The following is a 23,596-nucleotide window of genomic DNA, read 5'->3' on the forward strand; positions in this document are numbered from 1 at the left end:
TAACGCCAAGAAAGGACGGAATGCCTATGAGTAATTTTACCCCTGCATGGTTCAAGAAAGTTTTTTTCAACGAATCCCTGTTCTGTGACGATTTTCTGAGTACCCACCAGCTGCTTTACTCGAATGGCGCATTTTTCACCCCGGATGGCCGCATGACCGATACCATGCCCCTGCGCTGCGAGATTTTCGAGATGATGCGTGAATATGTCGGGGCAAACCTTGCCAAGAAGGTCACCAATGTGGTGGATGTGCTGAAACTGGCGGCACAGGTGGAGGACTTTCCACCTGTCACCGACCGCATTGCGCTGGCAAACGGAACCCTGTATCTGGACGGCACCTTTCAGGAGGGCAAGCCGGAGATCGTGCGCAACCGCCTGCCTGTCAAGTATGACCCGAAAGCTGCACAGCCCACCCATTGGCTGCGGTTCCTGTCCGACCTGCTCTACCCGGAGGACGTTCCCACGGTGCAGGAGTTCATCGGCTACTGCCTGATCCCCAGCAACAAGGGTCAGCGCATGATGGTCATCAAGGGCAGCGGCGGTGAGGGCAAGTCGCAGATCGGCGTGGTGCTGTCCCGGCTGTTCGGCTGCAACATGAAGGATGGCAGCATCGGCAAGATCTCGGAGAACCGCTTTGCCCGTGCCGACCTCGAACACACCCTGCTCTGCGTGGACGATGATATGCGGATGGAAGCCCTGCGCCAGACCAACTATGTCAAGTCCATCGTGACCGCACAGGGGCAGATGGATTTGGAGCGCAAGGGCAAGCAGAGCTATCAGGGCTGGATGTACGCTCGCCTGCTGGCGTTCAGCAACGGCGACCTGCAGGCTCTGTATGATCGCTCGGACGGTTTCTATCGCCGTCAGCTCATCCTGACCACCAAGGACAAGCCCCTCTCCCGTGTGGATGACCCGGACATTGCCGAGAAGATGGCGGCAGAGGTCGATGGCATCCTGCTGTGGGCATTTGAGGGCTTGCAGCGGCTGGTGAAGAATGGCTTCCAGTTCACCGAGAGTGACCGTGCCAAGCGCAACCGGGAACTGGTGAAGCGGGACAACAACAATGTGTTCGATTTCCTCGAATCCGAGGGCTACATCCGCCTGAAGGCGGATGCCTGCACCAGCTCGAAAGAGCTGTATGAGGTCTACAAGATGTGGTGCGAGGAGAACAGCCTGAATGCGATCAAGGCACGAGGGTTCAGCGATGCGCTGATCGCCAACCAGCGCAGGTATAATCTGGAATCCACCAACAACATCGTCAACTCGTCCGGGCGGCGTGTCCGGGGCTTTGTGGGCATCGAAGCCCTTGTGCAGCCCGACCTCACCCCCAATAGCTGGCGGGCATGACCCGCTTTTGATCCCCCTATATGGTGCGTTTTCGGTCTTTCGCTGCGTACGTGCGTACAAAGAAAGCCGCCTGTTGCGTACGCACGTACGCAGCAAAACGCCAAAGTTCTCCTTTATAGGGGGGTCTTGGCAAAGTGTCAGGTTGACAGTTTGCCAAAATCAGTGGGTCAAAATGACCCACTGAAAAAGCCGGACGAGCTGCGGGCAGGGATTCGCAAATCGTTGCCTGTCAGCTTGCCCGGCGCAAGAGTGCAGAGGGGTGCGGGTCGCCTGCGGCGACCTCAAAAGGCCACCGGCCTTTTGAAGCACCGACCGAGCCGACAGGCGAGACCAGCTCTTTGCAAGGGTCAAGGGTGAAACCCTTGCCCAGTGATATGATGCTGTGCGTCATATCCTACTGGGTATTATCTGGCGCAAAACGGCGGCAGATCCAGCAGCTCCGCTGCTGCGTTCTCCCCGCCAAGCTGTTGAAACGGAGGGATGTCTATCTGAAACTGACACGACACAACGGACGAGCCGGAGCACACGGCACTTACAACCCCAAGCACAATGACCGCAGTTTCAACCTTGCTAACAGTGAGCACATCGACCCGGAACGAGCCAAGGGCAACATCTACTGGGACTGCTTCCACGGCTTCCATTCGGCTCTCGCTCCACCCGACCCGGATGATCTGGCAGCGACCTTCTCAGATGTGGAACGGCAATTCTATGAGACCCACTACACGGCCTTTATCGAAAGCCAGAACGAACGCAACGCCAAGATCCGGCACACGGAACGCAACCGCTCCATTCCTGACCTGCTGTCCAGCCGCAAGACCTGCCCGGAAGAGACTATTTATCAACTGGGAACGCTAGATGAACACGCCTCCGCAGAGGACTTGCTGAACATCGTCACAGAGTTCATCGAGGAGTTCAAAGCCAAGTATGGCGACCATGTTCATGTGCTGGACTGGGCGTTGCATCTGGATGAAAGCACTCCTCACATCCACGAACGTCATGTGTTCGACTGCGAGAACAAGTACGGTGAGGTGGCACCCCAGCAGGAAAAGGCACTGGAAGCGTTGGGCATCGAGCTGCCCGACCCGGACAAGCCTCTCAGCCGCCGCAATAACCGCAAGATTGCCTTTGATGCCGCCTGTCGGAAGATGCTGTTTGAGATTGCAAAACGGCATGGGCTGGAATTGGAGGAAGAAGCGGAGTACGGCAGCCGCAAATATCTGGAAAAGCAGGACTTCATCCTTGCCAAGCAGAAGGAGCAGCTTGCCGCCCAGCAGAGCAAGCTGGACGAACTGACCCTCAAGGTCAACGACATGGAAAACCTGCTGGAAGATGTTTCGGCAGCAGCCTACGACAAGGCGGTGGAGATCGTGACGGACGCAGTGCGCACCGAGACCCGCAAGGAAGATATGCGGATGATCGAGGACACGAAAAAGTGGGTGTTGTCCCCGGAACGCAAGGCTCCGCAGGCCACGAGAGAATATGCAGCGCACCGTTTGGACGATGTGCTGAACAAATTTCTCAAGACCATGCAGACCACCGCCACCCGCTTGCAGGAGAAGCTCCTGAAGCCGGAGGCCCGGCAGAAAGGCAAGGAACAGGTCAAGGAGAAAGCACGGGATTCCGTTCTGCAACTGCTGAGCCGCTTGCAGGCAGAACAGGCGCAAAACAAACCATCGGCACAACCCCACACACAAGAGGGGCACTCGGAAATCTGAACCTCATCGGGAACGTCCGGGGCAGAAAGCTGGCACTATCTGCCCCGGCACCCGGTTACAAGGAAGTGGAGGTGCAAGTGAAGGAAGTTCCGATTTGGCAAAAAAGCAATCTGACCCTAGAGGAAGCGGCTGCTTACTCTGGGATTGGTATCAATAAACTGCGGTCAATGACCGATAGCGATGAATGCAAGTTCGTTCTTTGGAACGGAACCAAACGGCTGATCAAACGCCGTAAGCTGGACGAATATCTGGACAAGGCATTCTCGATCTGATGCGGTTCAAAAATTGACCGTTTGATGTTGCAGGGAGTCTTGCGTCATGGTATACTCATGGCGTAAGGCTCCTTTTCAACATTCTGTAAATGAAAAGGAGAGTTTATATGCAAAGACGCAAAGACAATAAAGGCCGTGTTCTGAAGGATGGCGAGGTCTACCGCAAGAGTGACAGGCTGTATATGTACCGTTGGACTGCGAAAAACGGAAAACGCCATACCATTTATGATGCAACTTTGGAGGGGCTGCGCGAAAAGGAAGAGAAGATCCAGCACGATTTGGCAGATGGCATCCGCATCCCGGAGTGCAGTCTGACCCTGAACGACCTGTTTGAACTGTGGCGAAAGAACAAGGTGGGCTTGAAAGAGCATACCTTCGCCAATTACGTTTATATGTACAATCGGTTTGTTCGGGATGAGATCGGCATGATGAAGCTCAAGGACATTCGCAAGTCGGATATCCGCAGCTACTACAATGGCATCGTCCGCAACGGCAAGATGGCATTGAACACGCTGGAAACCATCCAGAATGTTCTTCATCAGGTCTTTGCGGTGGCGGTGGACGATGAGTACATCCGTGTGAATCCCACGGATGGTGTCCTGACGGCTATAAAAGCCGCCCACCAGTACGAAACGCCCAAACGACACGCTCTGACCCTGCCCCAGCAGCAGGCGTTTCTGAATTTCATCAAGAAAACGCCGAAGTTCCAGCACTGGCTCCCGATGTTTACCTTCATGCTGGGTACCGGATGCCGCATCTCGGAAACGGTTGGTCTGTGCTGGGGCGACATCGACTTTGAGAGTGGGTTTATCACCATCCAGCACAATCTGGTGTACCATGACCACGAGGTGGGCGGCTGCTACTTCACTATGTCCACACCCAAGACTGCCGCAGGTAAGCGGGCAATTCCGATCTTGCCCGAAGTGCGGAAGGCACTGGAACAGGAACGCGCCAACCAGCAGGAGCTGGAACTGGTATGCGAATACGAAATCGACGGAATCTCAGACTTCGTATTCCTGAACCGCTTCGGCCAGCCGCAGAACCCGCAGACGGTCAACCGCGCCATCAAGCGCATCAGCGTGGCATACAACGAAGCCGAACTGGAAAAGGCCGAAAAGGAAAAACGGGAGCCGCAGCTGCTGCCGCCTTTCTCCTGCCATAATCTCCGGCACACGTTCTGCACCCGGCTGTGTGAAAATGAAACCAACCTGAAGATCATTCAGGACATCATGGGACACCGGGACATCAGCACCACGATGGAGATTTACGCAGAAGCCACCAAGGAAGCCAAAGCCCATTCCTTTGCAAATCTGAACGGTAAACTGGGCATTTCGGTCTGAAATCCACTACACCAACTACTACACCACTTTTACACCAAATTGCCGGTAAGTTGTGGAGAGTTGCGTAGGGTGACGTACGGGAGCAGGAAAAAGGAAGCCGCATGGATAGGCTTATAAAGGAAAATAAAGCCATTTGTGAGCCTTCTTTGACCTGTCCCCACCATGAAGCCAATCGAGCAGTAAATTTCCAATTTAAGCAAAACAAGGCCTGAAACTTCTTGATGTACCGAGAAGCTTCAGGCTTTTTCTTTTGGCGAATTTCCAGCAAAAACTACGCCATACGCCAATTTTACGCCAAACGATGTAGGATTTTGTGCAGAGCAAAAAGAGCGTTGTTCGCATTTAGCGTAAAATTGGAGCGTGTGGTGGATGGGTGCAGACCTGCAAAGGGCTGCATCAAAAAGCGGATTTATGAATCTGCAAACGGACAGCCGGAACTTTCCACCGCAAAAGAAGCAACTGTGAAGAATATGGAGGTTTTCTTATGAACAAACTGCTTTCCTGCCACTATAACATGGACACCAACCGGGTGGAAGCCCGGTTCGAGGATGGAGCCATTCTTTCCATCGACTGCATCGCCATTGAGGACGAATACGGCAACACCCCGGCACAGCGGGCAGAGCTGGACTGGCTGCTGTACAATAAACCGCTGGAGTATGCACAGCTTGTGCTGAGAGGGGAGATTGAGCACTACCTGTAACTTGGCTGTGACCATGGAAGAATGGAAGATTGATTGACAAGGTTCCATAACAGTTAACACAGCTTGCATTTGCCCTGCAATTTTTCAGAATGGAACGCCCCAAGGGCATCCGGTCTATATCCGGCAGATTTTTCATAAAGAATCTGCCGGGTATTTTTGTTTGTCATAAAGGAAGTCTTGCTTTTTATTGTAAAATTGGATACAATATAAAAAAGACATTTGCACGGAGGGTTCTATGGAATATATCGGCATCCAGAAGAAAAACGGCGGTGTAGTGGAAGCCCTGCAGCAGGCCATTTTATCTGGGCAGATCCCGGCGGGCACTGAAATGACCCAGAACGAACTGGCAGAGAGTCTCGGTGTCTCTCGGATGCCGGTGCGGGAGGCCTTGATGATCCTTGAATATCAGGGTCTTATCATCCGCCTGCCCAACAACCATGTAAAAGCTGCTGATTTGAACGAAGATGCATTGCGGCAGATTTTGGCGTTAGGTGCACAACTGGAACGGCAGGCGATGCGTGCGCTGCCGCAGGATGCGATGTTGGCAGGAGACGAGATGCTGCAGCACCGTACCCTGCGGACCGTCCTGCCCTATCCGCTGCACCGCAAGCTGCTGGAGAGCATTCAGGAGACCTACATTGCCTTTGCCGTGAGCGCACGTCCTGCGCCGGTGAACGACCGGCTGTCCCGCCTGCTGATGCTGGACCGTCAGGGTTCCCCTGATGTGCTGGATGCATGGAACACCTATGAAGAAGAACTGCTGCATCTGATTTTAACGATAAGGAGTCAATATGCTGGGACTGAAACCCATTAAGCTGCTACCTGCCCGCGAGCGGGTAGCTTCCGCTTTGCGGAAAGCCATTATCTCAAAAAGCATCCCGGAGGGCGCAGAACTCACGCTGGAAAACACCGCACAGGAACTGGGCGTGTCGGTCACGCCGGTGCGGGAGGCCTTTCAGATCCTTGCCCGTGACGGTCTGCTGGAAGTCAAGCAGAACAAGTGCGCCATTGTGTTGGGCGTAACGGAAAAAACGATTCGGGAGCACTACCAGCTGCGCGCTGCGCTGGAAGGCACCGCCTGTATGCTCTGCTGCCAGAACAATGCCGACCTGTCCAAGATCAAAAACTGCGTGGATACTGCAGAGGAGGCTCTTTCTCATCAGCAGGCCGGAAATTATACTGACTACAACCAGTCCTTCCATTTTGAGATCTGGGAAGCTTCCGGCAATGAAAAAATGCGCAATCTTCTCTCGGAGCTGTGGAACGGCCTGTCCATTGGTGTGGAAATGAGCGAGTTGGACTATGCCCTCAACTCCCAGAGCGAGCATAAAAAGATCTATGCGGCGCTGGAAGCACGGGATGCGATGGCCGCACGGGCTGAAATGGAAAAGCACATCCTGCGCAGCATGGACGATGCGCTGACCTATTATTTATAAGATCAAGGAGGACAAGACAGTGTATACCTGTGCGAACTGTACGGTTCTGGCCTGCGCCAACAACGAGCCGGAAAAGATGCCCAAAAACTGCCCTATGCGGAATGCTTCGGTGATGGAGGCCGCCCGCGCCGGCTATGATTTGCCTGAGAATCACGATTTCTACGTCAACTGTTCGGCCATTGAGGGGCTTGGCTACTGCCAGTGGCCCCGCCTGAAGGAGACGGTGGAGTTCTGCAAGCGGATGGGCTACCACAAGCTGGGTCTTGCATTCTGCAAAGGTCTGCGGAAGGAAGCCCGCATCGTGGCCGACCTGCTCCGTGCGCAGGGGTTTGAGGTGGTGTCGGTCATCTGCAAGACCGGTGGTATCTCCAAAGAAGAGGTGGGCATCCCGGAAGAGGTCAAGATCCACCCCGGCGAATTTGAGGCCATGTGCAACCCCATCGCACAGGCAAAGCTTCTGAACGAACAGCACACCGAGTTCAACATTGAGGTCGGACTTTGTGTGGGACACGACTCGATGTTTTATAAGTATTCGGACGCCATGGTCACAACGCTGGTGGCCAAGGATCGCGTTCTGGCGCATAATCCCTGTGGTGCCATTTACTGTGCCGAGGGGTATTTCAAAAAGCGGCTGGAATAAAAGAAGGATAAAACGTACGTTCTCCAAAGCAGATGGAGAGCGCGCGTTTTTTTTGCAGAAAGCGGTAGAGTGGGGTCTTCTTGTATCCTACTGTTTGTCTGGCGTGCACAAAAATTGGTACATAATCCGTGCAATGCGACAAAACTCGAAAAAAGGGATTGACAAATCTCTGTTTCGGGTGTATTCTCGTGTCGTCAAGTGGATACATTATCAAAGATTAGATATAAAAATTTTAAAAAAAGGCTGCCGAGATTCCCGGAATTCTAAGGTTCCGGGCAGATCCTTCCAGAACGAAAAAGGGCTGTGAGGGCACAGCACGGCGGCAAAGACTCTGCACAACGAGGTGCAGCTGGGGCGTTCCGAAAGTCAGGGCTGTTTTGCTCTGATGAAATGGATACATTATATTTCATTAAAGGAGGATCCCCAGTATGTCAGCAGCAACCATCACCCTACTCTTTCTTCTCTTCGCGGTCGTCATGTTCGTGTTTGAGAAGATCCCCCTCGGCGTAACGTCCATGATCGTCTGTATCGGTCTGGTCGTCACCGGCGTGCTGGACATCAAGACTGCTTTTGCAGGCTTCATCGACAGCAACGTCATCCTCTTTGTCGCCATGTTCATCGTCGGCGGTGCACTGTTTGAAACAGGCATGGCCAACAAGATCGGCGGCATCGTTACCCACTTTGCCAGATCCGAGCGCAGCCTCATCGTGGCCATCATGGTCATCGTTGGCCTGATGAGCGGCGTGCTCTCCAACACCGGCACCGCCGCCGTCCTGATCCCCGTGGTCATCGGCATTGCGGCAAAGTCCGGCTATGCCCGCTCCAAGCTGCTGATGCCGCTGGTATTTGCAGCTGCCATGGGCGGCAACCTTTCCCTCATCGGCGCACCGGGCAACCTCATCGCCCAGAGTGCTCTGGGTGAGATCGGGATGTCCTTCGGCTTCTTCGAGTACGCTATCGTGGGCCTGCCCATCCTCGCCGCCGGCATCCTCTTCTATGCTACCCTTGGCATGAAGCTGCTGCCCAACCACCCCGTCTCCGATGATGACTCCTTCGGCGGCGAGCAGGACTTCAGCAATGTTCCCAAGTGGAAACAGGTGCTCTCCCTCGTCATCCTCGTGCTCACCCTGCTGGGCATGATTTTTGAAAAGCAGATCGGCATCAAGCTCAACATCACCGGCTGTATCGGTGCGCTGGCTCTGATCCTCACCGGTGTCATCTCCGAGAAAGACGCCCTGAAGTCCATCGACCTCAAGACCATCTTCCTCTTCGGTGGTACGCTGTCTCTGGCCTCTGCACTGGATAAGACCGGGGCAGGCGCAGAGATTGCAAACATCGTCATTGGTGCTCTGGGCGAGAATCCCTCTCCCTACGTCCTGACTCTGGTGGTCTTCCTGCTCTGCTGCGTCATGACCAACTTCATGTCCAACACCGCAACCACCGCTCTGATGGTTCCCATCTGCCTGAGCATCGCACAGGGCATGGGTGCCGACCCCCGCGCAGTCCTGATGGCTTGTGTCATCGGCGGCTCCTGCGCTTACGCAACGCCCATCGGTATGCCCGCCAACACCATGGTGGTTTCCGCCGGCGGTTACACCTTCAAGGATTATGCCAAGGCTGGCCTGCCCCTCATCCTCATCGCAACGGTTGTCAGCATGGTGATCCTTCCCATCGCATTTCCGTTCTTCCCGCAGTAAAGCGGGCAGGAACGTTGAATATGAGTGAACCAACGCGCAAAATGTACCAAAGCTAAGGAGGCATTGGAATGAACAAACAGGAACAGGTGCAGCAGATGACGACCTATATGGCAAACTTTGTGAGCCATATCGCCAAGGTGCTGCCGGACGACATCATTGCCAAGCTCGATGAGCTGGGCGCACAGGAGGACGCACCGCTGTCCAAGGTCATTTATGAGACCATGAAGCGGAACCAGAAGCTGGCCAAGGAGCTGAACCGCCCCAGCTGTCAGGATACTGGTGTGCTCCAGTTCTGGGTAAAGTGCGGCGTGGACTTCCCCCTCATCGGTGAGGTAGAGGGTCTGCTGAAGGAGGCTGTGGTCAAGTCCACCTTCGAAGCACCCCTGCGCCACAACAGTGTTGAAACCTTCGATGAGTTCAATACCGGCCGCAACGTCGGCAAAGGCACTCCCACCGTGTGGTGGGACATCATCCCGAACAGCGACAAGTGTGAGATCTACGCTTATATGGCAGGCGGCGGCTGCACCCTGCCGGGCAAGGCCATGGTTCTGATGCCCGGTGCAGGTTACGAAGGTGTGACCAAGTTCGTCATGGATGTCATGACCAGCTACGGCATCAATGCCTGCCCCCCGCTGCTGGTGGGCGTGGGCGTTGCCACCTCTGTTGAGACCGCCGCTCTGCTGTCCAAGAAGGCTCTGATGCGTCCTCTGGGCAGCCACAACGAGAACGAGCGCGCAGCCTATATGGAGAAGCTGCTGGAGGACGGCATCAACTCCATCGGCCTTGGTCCTCAGGGCATGGGCGGCAAGTACTCCGTCATGGGCGTGCACATTGAGAACACTGCCCGCCATCCTTCTGCCATCGGCGTTGCCGTCAACGTGGGCTGCTGGAGCCATCGCCGCGGCCACATCATTTTTGATAAAGATCTGAACTACACCATTGATACTCATTCGGGGGTGACTTTGTAATGCTGACCATCAAAGACAGAAAGAAAATTCTCACGACTCCGGTCTCCGCAGAAGACCTGAAGGACATCCATATCGGTGATGTCGTTTACCTGAACGGCGACCTGACCACCTGCCGTGACGTGGCGCACCGCCGCCTCGTGGAAGAGGGCCGCCCGCTGCCTGTGGACGTCAAGGATGCTGCCATCTTCCACGCCGGCCCCATCATTCGCCCTCTGGAGGACGACAAGTTCGAGATGGTGTCTGTGGGCCCCACCACCTCCATGCGTATGGAGAAGTTCGAGTATGAGTTCGTGCAGAAGTCCGGTGTCCGCGTCATCGTGGGCAAGGGCGGCATGGGCCCCAACACCGAGCGCGCCTGCAAGGAGTTCGGTGCCATCCACTGTGTTTTCCCTGCCGGTAACGCCGTTGTGGCTGCCACCGAGGTGGAGGAGATCGTCGAGGCCCAGTGGCGTGACCTCGGTATGCCGGAAACTCTGTGGCACTGCCACGTTAAAGAGTTTGGCCCCCTGATCGTTTCCATCGACGCTGAGGGCCGCAACCTGTTCGAAGAGAACAAGGTCATCTTCAATCAGCGCAAGGATAAAGCTGTCGAGGAAATTTGCAAGCACGTTGGCTTCATCAAATAAGATCCAACTGCGAAGCCAGCGTTGCCTATACCCTGCGGAGAGCAACCATCCATCAAAAGCTTCTTCTCCTAAAATGAACTCACTATCACGTTAATTCTAACAACCATATTTGCTTTCACCGATCCAACAGACTTCTTATCATTTACTTCTATCTTCATTACCCTGTTTATCCTGCTTCTCCGCAAAACACCCCGGATGCTGTCTGTAATATCGGCATCCGGGGTGTTGCTATTTGCGGTCAAATATAAACATTCAAGTGCCTTTGCATCTGCAAGGCGGAAGTAATCCACAGGAGGACAACCCAAATGAGCCCATTGGAGATCACACTGGTCATCCTGCTTGTAACGATCATCGCCTTTGTATCCGGTAAAGTCCCGTTCTCGGTCATTTCTACCGGCATCATTCTGGCGCTGATCCTCACCAGCATCAAGACCCCTGCCGAGGCCTTTGGCGGCTTCATCAACACGAACGTGGTCATGTTCGTAGCCATGTTCGTCATCGGTGCAGGGCTGACCAAAACACCCCTGATTGACAAAGCCCAGAGTCTGGTCATCCGCTACAAGGACAATATGCGGATGCTGATCTTTCTTTCCTGCGTGGCAGGTGCGTTTCTGGGCGCCATCACCAGTGCCACCGCAACTGCCGCTATCATGATCCCTCTGCTGGTAGGCATTGCGAACGACATCGGCGTGAGCCGCAGCAAGCTGCTGTATCCTTCTATGGCCTGTGCCAACATTGCCACTCAGATGACCTTTCTCGGTCAGGGTGCTTCCAACATGGCATGGAACGATGTCATGATGCAGGCCGGCGCACCGACACCGCTGCACATCTGGGATTTCACCATTGCGCGCATCCCGATGCTGACCATTGCCATCCTGTACATGACCTTTGTTGGCTATAAGCTGATGCCGGATATTCCCAACGAGCAGTTTTCAGATGCAGCACATACGGCTTCTGAGAGCGAAAAACTCAGCCCCTTTAAGCGCAAACTGGCTGTCCTGATCGTTCTGGTCTCCATTGCAATGATGCTGCTGGAAAATGTCATTGGTGTCAAGATGTATCTCACTTCCTGCATCGGCGCTGCCGCTCTGGTGCTGACGGGTGTGCTGACCGAGAAGGAAGCCCTCAACTCCATCCACCAGCCGACCATTTTCCTGTTTGCCGGTGTGCTGGCTCTGTCGGACGCCATCCAGACCACCGGTGCAGGCGATGTGGTGGCAGACTGGATGATCCGCCTGCTGGGCGATACTACCAATCCGTACATCATTATGCTGGTGTTCTTCCTTGTTCCCTTCATTCTGACACAGGTCATGTCCAATCTGGCTACCCTGACCATCTTCATCCCACTGGTCACTTCCGCCTGTATTCGCATGGGCGTAGACCCCCGTGCTGCCGTGGTCGGCGTGATCACAGCCAGCTGTGTGTCCATCATGACCCCCATGGCAGCTCCCTGCCAGATCATGATCATCGAGCCGGGCGGATACACCTTGAAGGATTATCTCAAGTGTGGTACCCCGCTGGCGCTCATCCTCATTGTCGTGTCCGTATTTTTCCTGCCGACACTTTATCCTTTTGCCTGATTCTATTTTCCCACCGCAGTAGTATGCGCAAACTGCATATCGTAAATATGCCGTTCTGTTCGGCGCTATTTTTGAAAACCGCAATAAAAGCAGCAGAAATTTTTGAGCATCTCATAATTCTGTCAAGAGGGCTGGCACCGTCCGGCCCTCTCTCTTTTTGCTGGAGAAAAACGATGTACTCAAAATGAGCATATCGTTTTACATCTTCAAAACCGACTCCCAGATCTCCTCGACCACCGGAACACCAAGCTCGCGGTTTTCTTTGATGGTGCGCAGCATTCCTTCGCCGGGCCAGCGGACTTCGCCATCCGGTCTGGCCGGGGTGCTGGCCTTGATGTCCGCAAGGATGGCGTCGATGACGGCGTCGTTTTCCTCGACGGTGCCAAATTTAGTGGGGTCGATCGCGATCATGATTTGGGTCAGACCGATCTCGTCGCCGAAGGTCCCGATGGTGTGGACGGCATTGCCGCCGGAAAGGAGGGTGGCGATCAAATCCAGCAGGATGGAGAGGCCGCTGCCCTTCCAGTAGCCGATGGGCAGTGCGCGGCCGCTCTTTTCGATGGCGGCGGGGTCTGTCGTGAGCTGGCCGTCCTCGTCGCAGCCGCCGGGTACGGGCAGCTGCCTGCCAGCCAGACGGGTACTCTCCAGCTTGCCGTAGCTGAACTGGCTCAAGGCGCAGTCCACCATGACGTGCTGACCGTCGGAGCGGGGGACAGCGAGGATGAGCGGGTTATTGCCGATGCGGCAGTCTTTGGCGCCCCAAGCAGGCATATTGGGGGCGGTGTTCGACCAGCAGATGCCGATGCAGCCTTTTTCGGCGGCCAGCCAGCCGTAGGTGCCGCCGCGCATCCAGTGGTTGTTGTTGCCCAATGCCACGATGCCGACGCCGTTCTCTTTGGCGAGGGCGCAGGCACGCTCCATTGCGCGCTGTGCGTTCAGCGGGCCGAAGCCGCGGTGGCCGCCCCAGCGCTCCATACTGCCCATGCGGGAGATGCACTCGGCGCGGGCAAGTGGGTCGATCTCGCCCTTTTCGAGGTAGCTCACCACGCGCGGAAAGCGATTCAGACCGTGGCTATACACGCCGGAAAGGCTGTTCTGGGCGAAAATCACAGCGGCGTCTTTGGCGTCCGCCGGGGTGAAGCCGTGCTTTTCCAGCACGCGGGTGAACTGAGCGACCATTTCTTCGTAGGCGACACGTTTCATGAAAATCTCCTCCTGAGCAGTGTTTGAAAAGAATAATGTAAGCGCTTTCTTGACTTGATTATAGCATAACAAAAGCAAAAATCAAGCGATTTTGCAAAATTCGCGTAACCGCTTACATTTCGAGGAAGACACACTCTCCTAAGATTTTACACTTTAACTGCTCTGCCTCTGAACGAGTTCCGGCTGCAAGGTGACAGAAGAATAGTCCTCGCCGTGCTCAATGCGGCTCTGCAGCAGCTGGACGCAGAGCAAGGCCACCTGCTCCGGTTTGTTGTCCACGGAAGTCAATTCCGGCTCGCACAGGCGGGCATAGGTGGAATTATCATAGCCCACCACGGCGGTCTCCTCGGGGACGCGGATGCCCGCCCGGAGCAGGGCTTTCAGCACACCGGCAGCGGTCAGATCCTCACCGCAGAGAATGCCGTCCGGGCGGATGCCCTCGGCCAAAAGCTGCTGCACCACGCGGATGCCGTCCTCCAGCGTCTCGCCGGTTTCGAGAACATGCCCGTCTGCGTCCAGACCGGCAGCGGTCATCCCGGAGAGGAAGCCCTTCGCTTTGGCGGCGGCGCTGTCGGTGGACTTATCCTTGATATAGTAGAGGTTCCGGCGTCCGGTCTTCACCAGATGCTCCACGGCCATCTCGACGCCCCGGCAGTCATCGACCATGACCGAATAGGCGTCCGGCAGAGCCAGCGTGCCGTTGGCAAGGACGACGGGCATTTTGCGCAGAAGGTTCTCCATCTCTGCCCCCTGACAGATGGTGTTGAAAATCGAGCCGACCAGGATGAGGCCGTCCACCTGCTTTTGCGCCACAGCCTGCAGGGTGCGCAGCGTCTCCGCCCTGTCGCCGCCGGTGTTGCAGAGGATGACCTCGTACCCTCTGCGGCCAAACTCGCGCTCGATGGTGTAGGCTGTGCGGGCATAGTGGGAATCCCGGATGTCCACTGTGAGCACGGCCACCGTGTGCAGGCTCTTGCTGACCATGCCCTGTGCAATGGCACTGGGAGCGTAGTTGCAGCGTTTGAGCACCTTTTCCACCTTGGCGCGGGTGTCGGCGCGGACAGTATCTTTGTGGTTGAGCACGCGGGAGACGGTGGCGATCGAGACTCCGGCTTCCCGTGCAATATCGTAAATATTCATAGACCCTCTTGTAAAATCAGATGTGGTTGGATGGTTAAAGCATACCCTGCCGCCGTGTGGTTGTCAAGATGAAGAGGAAGACGGTGTACCGAAAAACTTGCCCTTGTTCCCGGATGGAAACTGGGCTATAATAAAACCACTCATTAGCCGGAAGGAGGGGATGCAGATGGAGCTGTTTCGGCGGACATTGGCGGGGATGCTGATGCTGGTGGTTGCGGTGTCAGTGGGCATCTGGGTGCAGGGAAGGTTTATCGACGCGGTGCGTCTGCCGACTCATACGCGGATGATCGGGGCGACGTATACGACCCTGAGTGATCCGTTTTATGAGACCATCAACGATGAGATCCAAATGCAGATCAAGAGCAACGGCGATCTGCTCTTGGTGCGTGACCCGGGGCAAGATCAAGAGCGGCAGAATCAGGAGATCGAGGATATGCTCAATAAGGGCATTGAGCTGCTCATCGTGAACCCGGTGGATTATGTGGGCGTGACGCCTGCGCTGGAAAAGGCGAGGGAAAAGGGCGTGCCGGTCATCCTCATCGACTCCAAGGTGGACGACCCGGAGCTTGTCACCTGCACCATCACCTCCAACAACTACGGCGCCGGTCTGCTGGACGCCCGTCACCTCATCAGCCAGACCAAGAGCGCCCGCATCGTGCTGCTGTCCAACTCGGATTCGTTCTCCAGCTGGGACAGACTTTCAGGTTTCTGCCAGACCCTGACCAAAAGCGGCAACGACTACCAGATTCTGGAGCTGCGGGACTGCGGCGGCGAGCTGAACCGCGCCATGCGCGCGATGGTGCAGCTGTTGGAGACGTTCCCGCGCATTGACGTCGTGATGGCCGTCAACGAGCAGGCGGCCCTGGACGCAATGGCGGCGCTGGAAGAAAAGGGCGTGCTCTCGTCAACTTTGGTCTACAGCGTGGACGGTTCACCGGAGGCGAAAGCCCTGATCTCCGAAGGGCTGATGACGGCCACCTCGGCACAGTCGCCCCTCCGCATCGGCCGGATGGCGGCAGAGGTGGTGTACGAGATCTTGGAGGGCAAGCCGTACCTGACCAACATCGTGGTGCCGGTAAATCAAATCACGCAGGAGGATATTCTGCGCTACGGCACGGAGGGCTGGCAATGAAAACTGAAAATTTGTCCATTGGCCTCCGGGTGCTCTACCATGCCATTGAGTGGCTGACGGTATTTCTGATCCTGCTCATCTTTGCGGTGCAGATCATCACGCCGCTCTACGCGGTGAGAGTTGGCCGTGCGGATACATTTTTGCAGCAGCTGCAATGGCTGCCGTACCGCCCCGGTGTGCTTGCCCTGGGCGTGATGCTGGCAGCGGTGGGCACCATCCTGAGCAAGTGCTCCCATGAGGTGGACAGCGGCTTTCTCTCCCGCAGCAGCTGGCAGTTATATTTATTGGAGGGCGTACTGTACAGTGCCTCGGCGCTGATCTTCCAGCAGAACTGCGACAAAATCGCTCTGTTTGCGATCGTGGATATGGTGGACGACCCGCGCGCTCTCCGGCAGAAGCGCTTTCTGAGCGCCATGATCGTGGTGTACCTTTTCTGCAACATGGACGCCGCCACCAGCGCTCTCCATGCCGTGACGCTGAAACAATACTTGGCTTTTTACAGCCTGCACACCCGCAGCGTCCTGCAGCTGGTGATCGAGAGCCTGTCGGCGCTGGAAATGATACTCTTCATCCTGTACATGGTGCTGTTCATCAGCCAGCAGACCAGCGAGAAACAGGAGATTTTGAACCTGAACCAGCAGCTGCAGCAGGCCAACGAGCAGCTGCGCATCTACGCCGAGGAGAGCGCCCACACCGCACAGGTGCAGGAACGCAACCGCCTTGCGCGCGAGATCCACGACACGTTAGGCCATGTGCTCACGGGCATCACAGCGGGCGCAGACGCCTGCATCCAGATGATGGACGACTCGCCCGAGATGGCACGGCACCAGATGGAGCTGATAGCCGACACCGCCCGCAACGGCATGAACGATGTCCGGCGCTCGGTCAAGGCACTGCGGCCGGACTCGCTGGAAAAAGAAAACCTCTCGGGTGCGCTCAACAAGATGTGTACCAGCATGGCGCAGAGCAGCGGCGCGCAGATCCAGCTGGAAGAGTCGCTGGCCGGGCTGACGCTCTCGCAGGATGAGGAAGACTGCGTCTACCGCACCGTGCAGGAGGGCATCACCAACGCCATCCGCCACGGCCACGCCACCCGGGTCCAGGTGCGGTGCCATATCGAGGACGGCGTGCTGGAAGTGTCGGTGAGGGACAACGGCATCGGCTGCAAGAGCGTGACGCCGGGCTTTGGCTTGCAGCATATGCAGGAGCGGATGCTCATGCTGGGCGGCACGTTCTGGTATGAGAACAGCGACGGGTTCTGCATCCGGGCAGAGATCCCTCTGCGCAAGACCCCGGGCAGTGAAAAGAGGAAACAGGAGGAAACGGTATGATAAAGGTGCTTCTGGCCGACGACCAGGAACTGATCCGTCAGAGCCTCAGCTTTGTGATGAGCAAGCAGGAAGACATTGAGATGGTGGGTACAGCCGCCAATGGCTGTGAAGCGCTGGAACTCGTAGAGGAAAAGCAGCCCGACGTGGTGCTGCTGGACATTCGGATGCCCGAGATGGACGGCGTGGAGTGTACCCGCCGCATCAAGCAGGAGTTTCCGGGCATCAAGGTCATCATCCTGACCACCTTTGACGATGACGATTATGTGTTTGACGCTCTGCGGTACGGCGCTTCCGGCTACCTGCTCAAGGGCGTCTCGGTGGACGGCCTGACCAACGCCGTGCGGGAGGCCGCGCGCGGCGGCTCCATCATCGCCCCGGATGTGGCGTCCAAGGTCTTGCAGATGTTCTCCCGCATGGCACAGGGCGACGTGCAGGTGCGCGTGAATAAAAAGAATGCGCTGGAGCTGACCAAGATGGAGTGGCAGGTCATCCGCGAGGTGGGCTGCGGCCTCTCCAACAAGGAGATCGCGGGCAGACTCTATCTCTCCGAAGGCACGGTGCGCAACTACATCAGCAGCATCCTGCGCAAGCTGGAACTCCGTGACCGCACCCAGCTGGCCATCTGGGCGGTGCAGAACCAGAACAGCCAGCCGGAGGCAGACGCATGAGCCGGTACTGGAAAGCCGCGCTGCCCTTTCTGCTGGCGGCGGTCATCATTCTGGCGGCTGCCAGCCGTCCGGTGGTGCTGCACATCGGCTTCCCGTGTGACAGCTATTGGAATGTCCCGGGCGAGAACTACTATACCTTTATTGACGCCGCCATTGAAAAGTTTGAGGCAGAGCACCCCAACGTGAAAGTCGAGTACACCAGCGGCATCCGGGTCGAAGACTACACCGAATGGCTCAGCGGCCAGTACCTGCTGGGGCAGGAGCCGGATGTGATGGTGATTCTTCCCGAGGACTTTGTAATTTTCAGCGATACAGCTTCCCTGCGGGAGCTGGATCCGTTCATGAAGCAAGACCCGGAAGTGGATCTGAGCGGCTTTTACCCGGCGGCATTGCAGGCCGGAGCCGACAAGGGGAAACAGTATGCGCTGCCGCTGGAATGCGTGCCGCAGATGATGTTCATCAATAAGACACTGCTCCAAAAAGAGCACATCCGCATCCCGGATAACGACTGGACATGGGACGAGTTTTACAGCCTGTGTGAGCAGCTGACGAGAGACACGGACGGGGACGGCATCGTTGACCAGTTCGGCGTTTACGATTACGGCTGGGAAGAGGCGCTGGTGGCCAACGGCTGTTCGCTGTTCAGTGAGGACGGCCAGCACTGCCTGCTGAACCAGAGCGCGCAGGAGTCCGCCATGCAGTTTGCGCGGCAGATCTACCAGCTCAACGCCGGAACGGATCTGAGCGACAAGACCTTCGACGAGGGCAGAGTGGCGTTCCGCCCGATGCTGTTTTCCGAGTACCGCAGCTATGAGCCGTATCCGTGGCGCATCAAGCGCTCGTCGAACTTTGAGTGGGACTGCATCGCCATGCCCAGCGGCACAAGCGCCGGCGGCGGCAACTACTCCCGGCTGAGCACCCTCATGCTGGGCATCAGCCAGCGCACAAAGCATTCCCGGCTGTCGTGGGAGCTGCTGAAGACCATTGCCTGCACGGAGGAGATGCAGACGATGGTCTACACCGAGTTGAGCGGCGTGTCCGCCCTGCACAGTGTGACGGAATCTGATGAGGTCGCCCGGCTGCTTCAGCTGGACTCGCAGGACACCGCCTCCCGCGGAATGTCTACTCTGCCTGCCATCATGGAGGATACGCTTGCCATGCCCCGCTTTGCGCGGTATCATCAGGCGATGGAGAGCGCCGACCGCCTGATCACCGAGGCCATGTCGGCAGACAAGAACTTTGAATTGCAGCTGCTGCAAATTCAGCAGCAGCTCGACATCACATTGACAAGCTGACAAAAAATCCACGCAGAAAGCCCGCTTTTGTGCAAACTGCTGCATAAAAACGGGCTTTTATTCGACTGTTTGACGAAAGAAGTGACATTTGTCATGTTTTGTTTGGCAGAATGTCATATTCTGCTTGTGACATTCTACAGCTGTGAACAGGACATGAACATGGTATGATAAAGCCATGAAAATCAGATGGGCCTGCGCGAGGCTCATCCGAGAAGAGCAAGATCTGTTTGGAAAAATCAGGAGGAAAAATCACATGAAGAAGATTTCTCGTCGTTCGTTTCTCGCTGTCTGCGGCGCTATGGCTGCAACTGCTGCCCTGACCGCCTGCGGCGGTTCTTCCGCTTCTACCGCCGGCACCGCTGCTTCCGGCTCCACTGCCGGTTCTGCTGCATCCGGTGAGGTCTTTGAGCTGAAGCTCTCCACCACCCAGACCGATACTTCCATGATCTATCAGGGCCTGCAGGCTGCTGCCGACAAGGTCGCTGAGGACACCGACGGCCATGTGAAGGTCACCATCTATCCTTCCAGCCAGCTGGGCGGTGAGGAGGACATGATCGACCAGGCTCTGCAGGGCATGGGCATCGCCGTCCTGACCGACGCAGGCCGTCTGTCCAGCTACGTCAACGACATCGGCATCATGAACATGGCCTACATCGTGGACAACTACGAGGACGGCATGAAGCTGATGGCTACCGACACCTTCAAGGGCTGGGACGCTGACCTGGCCAACAACGGCATCTGCGGCCTGTGCTACAACTACTACGACGGTGCTCGTTCCTTCATGGGCCACAAGCCTTACAAAACCCCCGCCGATCTGAAGGGCGCTGTCATCCGCACCCCCGGTGCTGACCCGTACGTTGAGTCCATCTCCGCTATGGGCGCTACCCCGTACAACATCGCATGGTCTGAGGTCTACAACGGCATCCAGACCAAGTCCATCGACGGCTGCGAAGTCCAGTACACCTCTGCTGTTTCCAGCAAGATCTACGAGGTCTGCGAGTACGTCAGCAAGACCGAGCACATCAACCTGTTCAACATGGTCATCTGCGGTCAGGCATGGTTCGACAAGCTGCCCGCTGAGTATCAGGAAGTCATGAAGAAGGACTTCAACGACTGCGCATACAACAATGCTCAGGACATCATCGCTGCTCAGGCTGACATGGAGAAGACCCTGACCGACAACGGCATGACCATCGTCGAGGTCGATAAGGACGTCTTCCGTGAGGCTGTCAAGCCCGCATACGAGAAGCTGGGCTGGACCGAGCTGCGCGAGCAGCTGTACAAGGAAGCCGGCGTCGAGGCCTGAGCCCTTAAAAAGCTGAATCGACCGTAACGTAAATGTCCTCCTGCATGGCAGCTCGCTGTGCAGGAGGTGTTGTGAATAAGGACGACTTTCTATGAAGAAATTTTATGAAAAAGTCTGTAAGCTGGAAGAGCTGATCGCTCTGATCCTGGTTGCAGGCATTGCGGTCCTCGTCTTTGTTTCGGCGCTGATGCGTACCGTTGGCCATCCGCTGAACTGGGCACAGGACGTTGCACTGATCGCCTTCGCATGGCTGATCTTCCTCGGCAGCGATGTCGCAATGCGCGGCTCCGGTCTGATCGGCGTTGATCTGTTCGTCAAGAAGTTCCCCGCCGGTGTGCAGAAGGTTCTGGACATCCTGTTCAAGGTCATCATCGCAGCGTTCCTCTGCGTGCTGATCTACTACGGCTACGGCATGACCACCACCGGCTGGGCACGTCAGATCACTTCTCTGCACATCAGCTACAGCTGGGTCACGATGGCTGTGCCTGTCGGCTCCTTCTTTATGCTCATCTCCACCATCCTGAACATCATTGAGCGCGTCAAGACGCCCGCTGGTCAGGAAGTCAAACACGAAGCAGGGAGGGACGTCGGCTAATGTTTATTGCAATCGGTATCTTCTTTGTGTTTCTGCTGCTGGGTATGCCCGTGGCATTCTCCATCGGTCTGTCGGGCTTCTCGTTCTTTATGATTCGCGACCTGCCCATGACCGTTCTGGTGCAGAAATCCATTTCTACTTCTCAGAGCTTTACCATGCTGGCCATCCCCCTGTTCATTCTGGCCGGCAACCTGATGAACAGCTGCGGCATCACCAAGCGCCTGATGCGCTTTGCCAACGCCTGCACCGGCCATATGTACGGCAACATCGGTCAGGTCTCCTGCCTGATGTCCACCCTGATGGGCGGCGTCTCCGGTTCTGCGGTTGCAGATGCTTCGATGGAGTGCCGCATCCTCGGACCTGAGATGACCCGTCTGGGCTACGACCGCGGCTGGTCTGCCGCCATCAACGGCCTGTCCGGCCTGATCGTCGCCACCATTCCGCCGAGCATGGGCCTGATCATCTACGGCACCGTCGGCGAGGTCTCCATTGGCCGTCTGTTCATGGCTGGCTGGGTCCCCGGCATCCTGATGTGCGTGCTGCTGATGCTGGCCGTCACCTGGAGCGCCCGCCGCTTCGGCTACAAGCCCGAGCATGATCATCCGGCTCCGCTGTCTGAGATCCTGAAGGCTCTGCTGGATAGTATCTGGGCCATTCTGTTCCCTGTCCTGCTGATCGTCCTGATCCGCTTCGGCATCATGAGCCCCACCGAGTCCGGCTCCTTTGCCTGCGCATACGCCCTGCTGGTCGGCACCGTGTTCTACCACGAGCTGACTTGGGAGAGCCTGCTGCAGACCCTGCGCGACAGCGTGAAGGACATCACCGTCATCACCATCATTCTGGCGTTCTCCGGCGTGTTCGGCTACGGCATCGTGTTCGATAACATCACTGTCACCATTGCAAACGCTCTGCTGGGCATCACCAGCAACAGCGCGATCCTGCTGCTGCTGGTCGTCGTTTTCCTGCTGATCTGCGGTATGTTCATGGAGACCACCGTTATCGCCCTGATCCTGACCCCCATTCTGCTGCCCGTCATGCGCAGCATCGGCGTCAACGAAGTCGTGTTCGGCATGATCATGATGACCACCGTCACCTTCGGCGTCATGACTCCCCCTGTCGGCACCGCGCTGTATGCCGTGTCTGACATCATGGAGTGTCCCATTGAGGAGACCTTCAAGAAAGGCTGGCCCTTCTACCTCGCGATCGTGGGTGTCATCCTGTTCATGATATTCTTCCCGCAGGCGGTGCTCTTCCTGCCGAACCTCGTGTACGGCGCTTAAATCAAGCTTTCCACATCTCTCTGATTCTTCTATCTATAGCAGTTTGCGTTTTTAATGCACAAGCAACATCCGCAAACTGCATATCGCAAATATGCCGTTTCGATAGGCACTATTTTTGAAAATTGCGATAATAATAAAGCAGAGCCTGTCTTTCCTGCCTTGGAAAGGCAGGCTCTGTGCCTTTTATGGAGGGTTTTATGAAACCGACAACAGATTTTCCTTTCCTGCTGGACAACCCCCGGGCGTGGCGCACCTATCTGGGAGGCCGGATGCTGGACGCCCTGCACGGTGACTCCAACGGCGAGGACGGGCATTTCCCCGAAGAGTGGATACTTTCCACCGTCGCCGCCCGCAACGCCGGACGGGAGCAATTCCCCGAAGAGGGCATGAGCCACCTGCGCGGCACCGACGTCACCCTGAAATCGGTGCTGGAAAGCGATACGGAGGGCTATCTCGGCAAAGGTGCAGCGCAGCCCACCCTCGGCGTGCTGACCAAGCTCATCGACAGCGCCGAGCGCCTGACTCTGCAGGTGCATCCCGACAGGCCGACGGCCCTGCGGCTGTTCCAGAGCCAGTACGGCAAGACTGAGTGCTGGCACATCCTCAGCGGCCACCCCGTGAACGGCGAAGAACCTTGCATCTACTACGGCTTCCAGCCGGACATGACCCGCGCGCGGTGGGAAGCGCTGTTCCATGCACAGGATATTCCCGGGATGCTGGCCGGGATGCAGAAATACCCGGTGCATCCGGGCGACACCATCCTGATCGAGGGCGGTATGCCCCACGCCATCGGCGCGGGTTGCTTCCTCGTGGAGATCCAGGAGCCGACGGATTATACGATCCGGGTGGAGCGCACGACGCCCAGCGGCTTTGCCGTGGCCGACAGTATGTGCCATCAGGGGCTTGGCTTTGAAAAGATGTTCGAATGCTTCCACTATGAGCCGCACAGCCGCGAGGAGATCCACGACCGCTGGTTCATCGAACCGGAAACGGTGCTGAAAACGGCGGGCGGAAGCATCACGACGCTGGTGGGCTATCGCAATACGTCGCTCTTCCGTCTGGACGAAGTAAACGTCTCCGACACCCTGACGGTGGACTGCCCGCCGCGCGGCAGCGGCATCTATGTGCTGGAAGGCGCAGGAACCCTGAGCGCAAACGGCCGCAGCCTGCCTCTGAAAAAGACCGACCAGCTCTTTGTCCCCGCTGGAACGGGAAGATTTACACTGTATGCGGAGGCTCCGCTGAGGGTCCTGCATTTCTTTGGCCCTGAACAGAAAAAATAAATTCCAATGTAAAAAAGACCTCCGCAGCCCTGAAAGGCGGCGG

Annotated in this window: 22 protein-coding genes; 20 read left to right on the top strand and 2 right to left on the bottom strand. The window is 56.6% G+C overall.

Annotated features, from left to right (window positions below; translation table 11 throughout):
• The first annotated feature begins 26 nt into the window (after nt 1-26).
• From J3349_RS06590 to J3349_RS06645, 12 genes are all read left to right on the top strand, one after another.
• A complete protein-coding gene (locus tag J3349_RS06590) occupies nt 27-1,346 on the top strand; it encodes a phage/plasmid primase, P4 family (RefSeq protein WP_207676843.1) in 1,320 nt (439 codons plus the stop codon).
• A 374-nt stretch (nt 1,347-1,720) separates the two neighbouring features.
• A complete protein-coding gene (locus tag J3349_RS06595; RefSeq protein WP_207676844.1) occupies nt 1,721-3,061 on the top strand; it encodes a hypothetical protein in 1,341 nt (446 codons plus the stop codon).
• 71 nt (nt 3,062-3,132) lie between these two features.
• Nucleotides 3,133-3,333, top strand: a complete 201-nt coding sequence (locus J3349_RS06600) for an excisionase (protein WP_097773837.1) — start codon at nt 3,133-3,135, stop codon at nt 3,331-3,333.
• 107 nt (nt 3,334-3,440) lie between these two features.
• A complete protein-coding gene (locus J3349_RS06605) occupies nt 3,441-4,673 on the top strand; it encodes a tyrosine-type recombinase/integrase (RefSeq protein ID WP_242699553.1) in 1,233 nt (410 codons plus the stop codon).
• 484 nt (nt 4,674-5,157) lie between these two features.
• Nucleotides 5,158-5,373, top strand: a complete 216-nt coding sequence (locus J3349_RS06610) for a DUF6061 family protein (protein WP_207676846.1) — start codon at nt 5,158-5,160, stop codon at nt 5,371-5,373.
• 235 nt (nt 5,374-5,608) lie between these two features.
• Complete coding sequence (locus J3349_RS06615) at nt 5,609-6,187, top strand: GntR family transcriptional regulator (RefSeq protein ID WP_177801592.1); 579 nt, start codon at nt 5,609-5,611, stop codon at nt 6,185-6,187.
• A complete protein-coding gene (locus J3349_RS06620) occupies nt 6,165-6,809 on the top strand; it encodes a GntR family transcriptional regulator (protein WP_177801593.1) in 645 nt (214 codons plus the stop codon). Before J3349_RS06615 ends, J3349_RS06620 begins: the two co-directional genes overlap by 23 nt.
• 19 nt (nt 6,810-6,828) lie before the next feature.
• Nucleotides 6,829-7,449: a DUF1847 domain-containing protein gene (locus J3349_RS06625; protein ID WP_112144378.1), complete on the top strand. Its 621-nt coding sequence runs from the start codon at nt 6,829-6,831 to the stop codon at nt 7,447-7,449.
• A 428-nt stretch (nt 7,450-7,877) separates the two neighbouring features.
• On the top strand, nt 7,878-9,146 hold the full coding sequence (locus J3349_RS06630; protein ID WP_207676847.1) for an SLC13 family permease: 1,269 nt from the start codon (nt 7,878-7,880) through the stop codon (nt 9,144-9,146).
• 68 nt (nt 9,147-9,214) lie between these two features.
• Nucleotides 9,215-10,114, top strand: coding sequence for a L(+)-tartrate dehydratase subunit alpha (gene ttdA, locus J3349_RS06635; protein ID WP_149794483.1), 900 nt, complete (start codon nt 9,215-9,217; stop codon nt 10,112-10,114).
• Nucleotides 10,114-10,740 (top strand): L(+)-tartrate dehydratase subunit beta, encoded by a 627-nt coding sequence (gene ttdB, locus J3349_RS06640; protein ID WP_207676848.1) that lies wholly within the window; start codon nt 10,114-10,116, stop codon nt 10,738-10,740. The genes ttdA and ttdB overlap by 1 nt, the downstream gene beginning before the upstream one ends.
• A gap of 305 nt (nt 10,741-11,045) precedes the next feature.
• Nucleotides 11,046-12,320: an SLC13 family permease gene (locus J3349_RS06645; protein ID WP_207676849.1), complete on the top strand. Its 1,275-nt coding sequence runs from the start codon at nt 11,046-11,048 to the stop codon at nt 12,318-12,320.
• A gap of 198 nt (nt 12,321-12,518) precedes the next feature.
• On the opposite strand, the gene yiaK is transcribed toward J3349_RS06645, so the two are convergent.
• The gene (gene yiaK / locus J3349_RS06650; protein ID WP_207676850.1) at nt 12,519-13,523 is read right to left on the bottom strand and encodes a 3-dehydro-L-gulonate 2-dehydrogenase; all 1,005 of its coding nucleotides are present in this window, start codon (nt 13,521-13,523) and stop codon (nt 12,519-12,521) included.
• A 153-nt stretch (nt 13,524-13,676) separates the two neighbouring features.
• Complete coding sequence (locus J3349_RS06655) at nt 13,677-14,663, bottom strand: LacI family DNA-binding transcriptional regulator (protein WP_207676851.1); 987 nt, start codon at nt 14,661-14,663, stop codon at nt 13,677-13,679.
• Nucleotides 14,664-14,829: 166 nt separating this feature from the next.
• On the opposite strand from J3349_RS06655, the gene J3349_RS06660 reads away from it, so the two are divergent.
• From J3349_RS06660 to J3349_RS06695, 8 genes are all read left to right on the top strand, one after another.
• Nucleotides 14,830-15,795, top strand: coding sequence for a sugar ABC transporter substrate-binding protein (locus J3349_RS06660; RefSeq protein ID WP_207676852.1), 966 nt, complete (start codon nt 14,830-14,832; stop codon nt 15,793-15,795).
• A complete protein-coding gene (locus J3349_RS06665; protein ID WP_207676853.1) occupies nt 15,792-17,126 on the top strand; it encodes a sensor histidine kinase in 1,335 nt (444 codons plus the stop codon). Before J3349_RS06660 ends, J3349_RS06665 begins: the two co-directional genes overlap by 4 nt.
• Nucleotides 17,123-17,794 carry a response regulator transcription factor gene (locus tag J3349_RS06670; RefSeq protein ID WP_207676854.1) on the top strand — a complete coding sequence of 224 codons (672 nt, stop codon included), beginning with the start codon at nt 17,123-17,125 and terminating at the stop codon, nt 17,792-17,794. The genes J3349_RS06665 and J3349_RS06670 overlap by 4 nt, the downstream gene beginning before the upstream one ends.
• Complete coding sequence (locus J3349_RS06675) at nt 17,791-19,089, top strand: extracellular solute-binding protein (protein ID WP_207676855.1); 1,299 nt, start codon at nt 17,791-17,793, stop codon at nt 19,087-19,089. The genes J3349_RS06670 and J3349_RS06675 overlap by 4 nt, the downstream gene beginning before the upstream one ends.
• 253 nt (nt 19,090-19,342) lie before the next feature.
• Nucleotides 19,343-20,395 (top strand): C4-dicarboxylate TRAP transporter substrate-binding protein, encoded by a 1,053-nt coding sequence (locus tag J3349_RS06680; protein WP_207676856.1) that lies wholly within the window; start codon nt 19,343-19,345, stop codon nt 20,393-20,395.
• Nucleotides 20,396-20,486: 91 nt separating this feature from the next.
• Nucleotides 20,487-20,990 carry a TRAP transporter small permease gene (locus tag J3349_RS06685; protein ID WP_015565356.1) on the top strand — a complete coding sequence of 168 codons (504 nt, stop codon included), beginning with the start codon at nt 20,487-20,489 and terminating at the stop codon, nt 20,988-20,990.
• On the top strand, nt 20,990-22,270 hold the full coding sequence (locus J3349_RS06690) for a TRAP transporter large permease (RefSeq protein ID WP_207676857.1): 1,281 nt from the start codon (nt 20,990-20,992) through the stop codon (nt 22,268-22,270). Before J3349_RS06685 ends, J3349_RS06690 begins: the two co-directional genes overlap by 1 nt.
• 197 nt (nt 22,271-22,467) lie before the next feature.
• Nucleotides 22,468-23,553 (top strand): class I mannose-6-phosphate isomerase, encoded by a 1,086-nt coding sequence (locus J3349_RS06695; protein WP_207676858.1) that lies wholly within the window; start codon nt 22,468-22,470, stop codon nt 23,551-23,553.
• Nucleotides 23,554-23,596 lie beyond the last annotated feature (43 nt).

This window comes from Faecalibacterium sp. Marseille-P9590 (assembly GCF_017377665.1).
In the GTDB taxonomy this organism is placed as follows: domain Bacteria; phylum Bacillota; class Clostridia; order Oscillospirales; family Ruminococcaceae; genus Faecalibacterium.

Coding starts and splice junctions, on each gene's coding strand:
- J3349_RS06590 (WP_207676843.1), top strand. CDS start 27: ATGAGTAATTTTACCCCTGCATGGTTCAAGAAAGTTTTTTTCAACGAA.
- J3349_RS06595 (WP_207676844.1), top strand. CDS start 1,721: ATGATGCTGTGCGTCATATCCTACTGGGTATTATCTGGCGCAAAACGG.
- J3349_RS06605 (WP_242699553.1), top strand. CDS start 3,441: ATGCAAAGACGCAAAGACAATAAAGGCCGTGTTCTGAAGGATGGCGAG.
- J3349_RS06610 (WP_207676846.1), top strand. CDS start 5,158: ATGAACAAACTGCTTTCCTGCCACTATAACATGGACACCAACCGGGTG.
- J3349_RS06615 (WP_177801592.1), top strand. CDS start 5,609: ATGGAATATATCGGCATCCAGAAGAAAAACGGCGGTGTAGTGGAAGCC.
- J3349_RS06620 (WP_177801593.1), top strand. CDS start 6,165: ATGCTGGGACTGAAACCCATTAAGCTGCTACCTGCCCGCGAGCGGGTA.
- J3349_RS06630 (WP_207676847.1), top strand. CDS start 7,878: ATGTCAGCAGCAACCATCACCCTACTCTTTCTTCTCTTCGCGGTCGTC.
- ttdA (WP_149794483.1), top strand. CDS start 9,215: ATGAACAAACAGGAACAGGTGCAGCAGATGACGACCTATATGGCAAAC.
- ttdB (WP_207676848.1), top strand. CDS start 10,114: ATGCTGACCATCAAAGACAGAAAGAAAATTCTCACGACTCCGGTCTCC.
- J3349_RS06645 (WP_207676849.1), top strand. CDS start 11,046: ATGAGCCCATTGGAGATCACACTGGTCATCCTGCTTGTAACGATCATC.
- yiaK (WP_207676850.1), bottom strand. CDS start 13,523: ATGAAACGTGTCGCCTACGAAGAAATGGTCGCTCAGTTCACCCGCGTG.
- J3349_RS06655 (WP_207676851.1), bottom strand. CDS start 14,663: ATGAATATTTACGATATTGCACGGGAAGCCGGAGTCTCGATCGCCACC.
- J3349_RS06660 (WP_207676852.1), top strand. CDS start 14,830: ATGGAGCTGTTTCGGCGGACATTGGCGGGGATGCTGATGCTGGTGGTT.
- J3349_RS06665 (WP_207676853.1), top strand. CDS start 15,792: ATGAAAACTGAAAATTTGTCCATTGGCCTCCGGGTGCTCTACCATGCC.
- J3349_RS06670 (WP_207676854.1), top strand. CDS start 17,123: ATGATAAAGGTGCTTCTGGCCGACGACCAGGAACTGATCCGTCAGAGC.
- J3349_RS06675 (WP_207676855.1), top strand. CDS start 17,791: ATGAGCCGGTACTGGAAAGCCGCGCTGCCCTTTCTGCTGGCGGCGGTC.
- J3349_RS06680 (WP_207676856.1), top strand. CDS start 19,343: ATGAAGAAGATTTCTCGTCGTTCGTTTCTCGCTGTCTGCGGCGCTATG.
- J3349_RS06685 (WP_015565356.1), top strand. CDS start 20,487: ATGAAGAAATTTTATGAAAAAGTCTGTAAGCTGGAAGAGCTGATCGCT.
- J3349_RS06690 (WP_207676857.1), top strand. CDS start 20,990: ATGTTTATTGCAATCGGTATCTTCTTTGTGTTTCTGCTGCTGGGTATG.
- J3349_RS06695 (WP_207676858.1), top strand. CDS start 22,468: ATGAAACCGACAACAGATTTTCCTTTCCTGCTGGACAACCCCCGGGCG.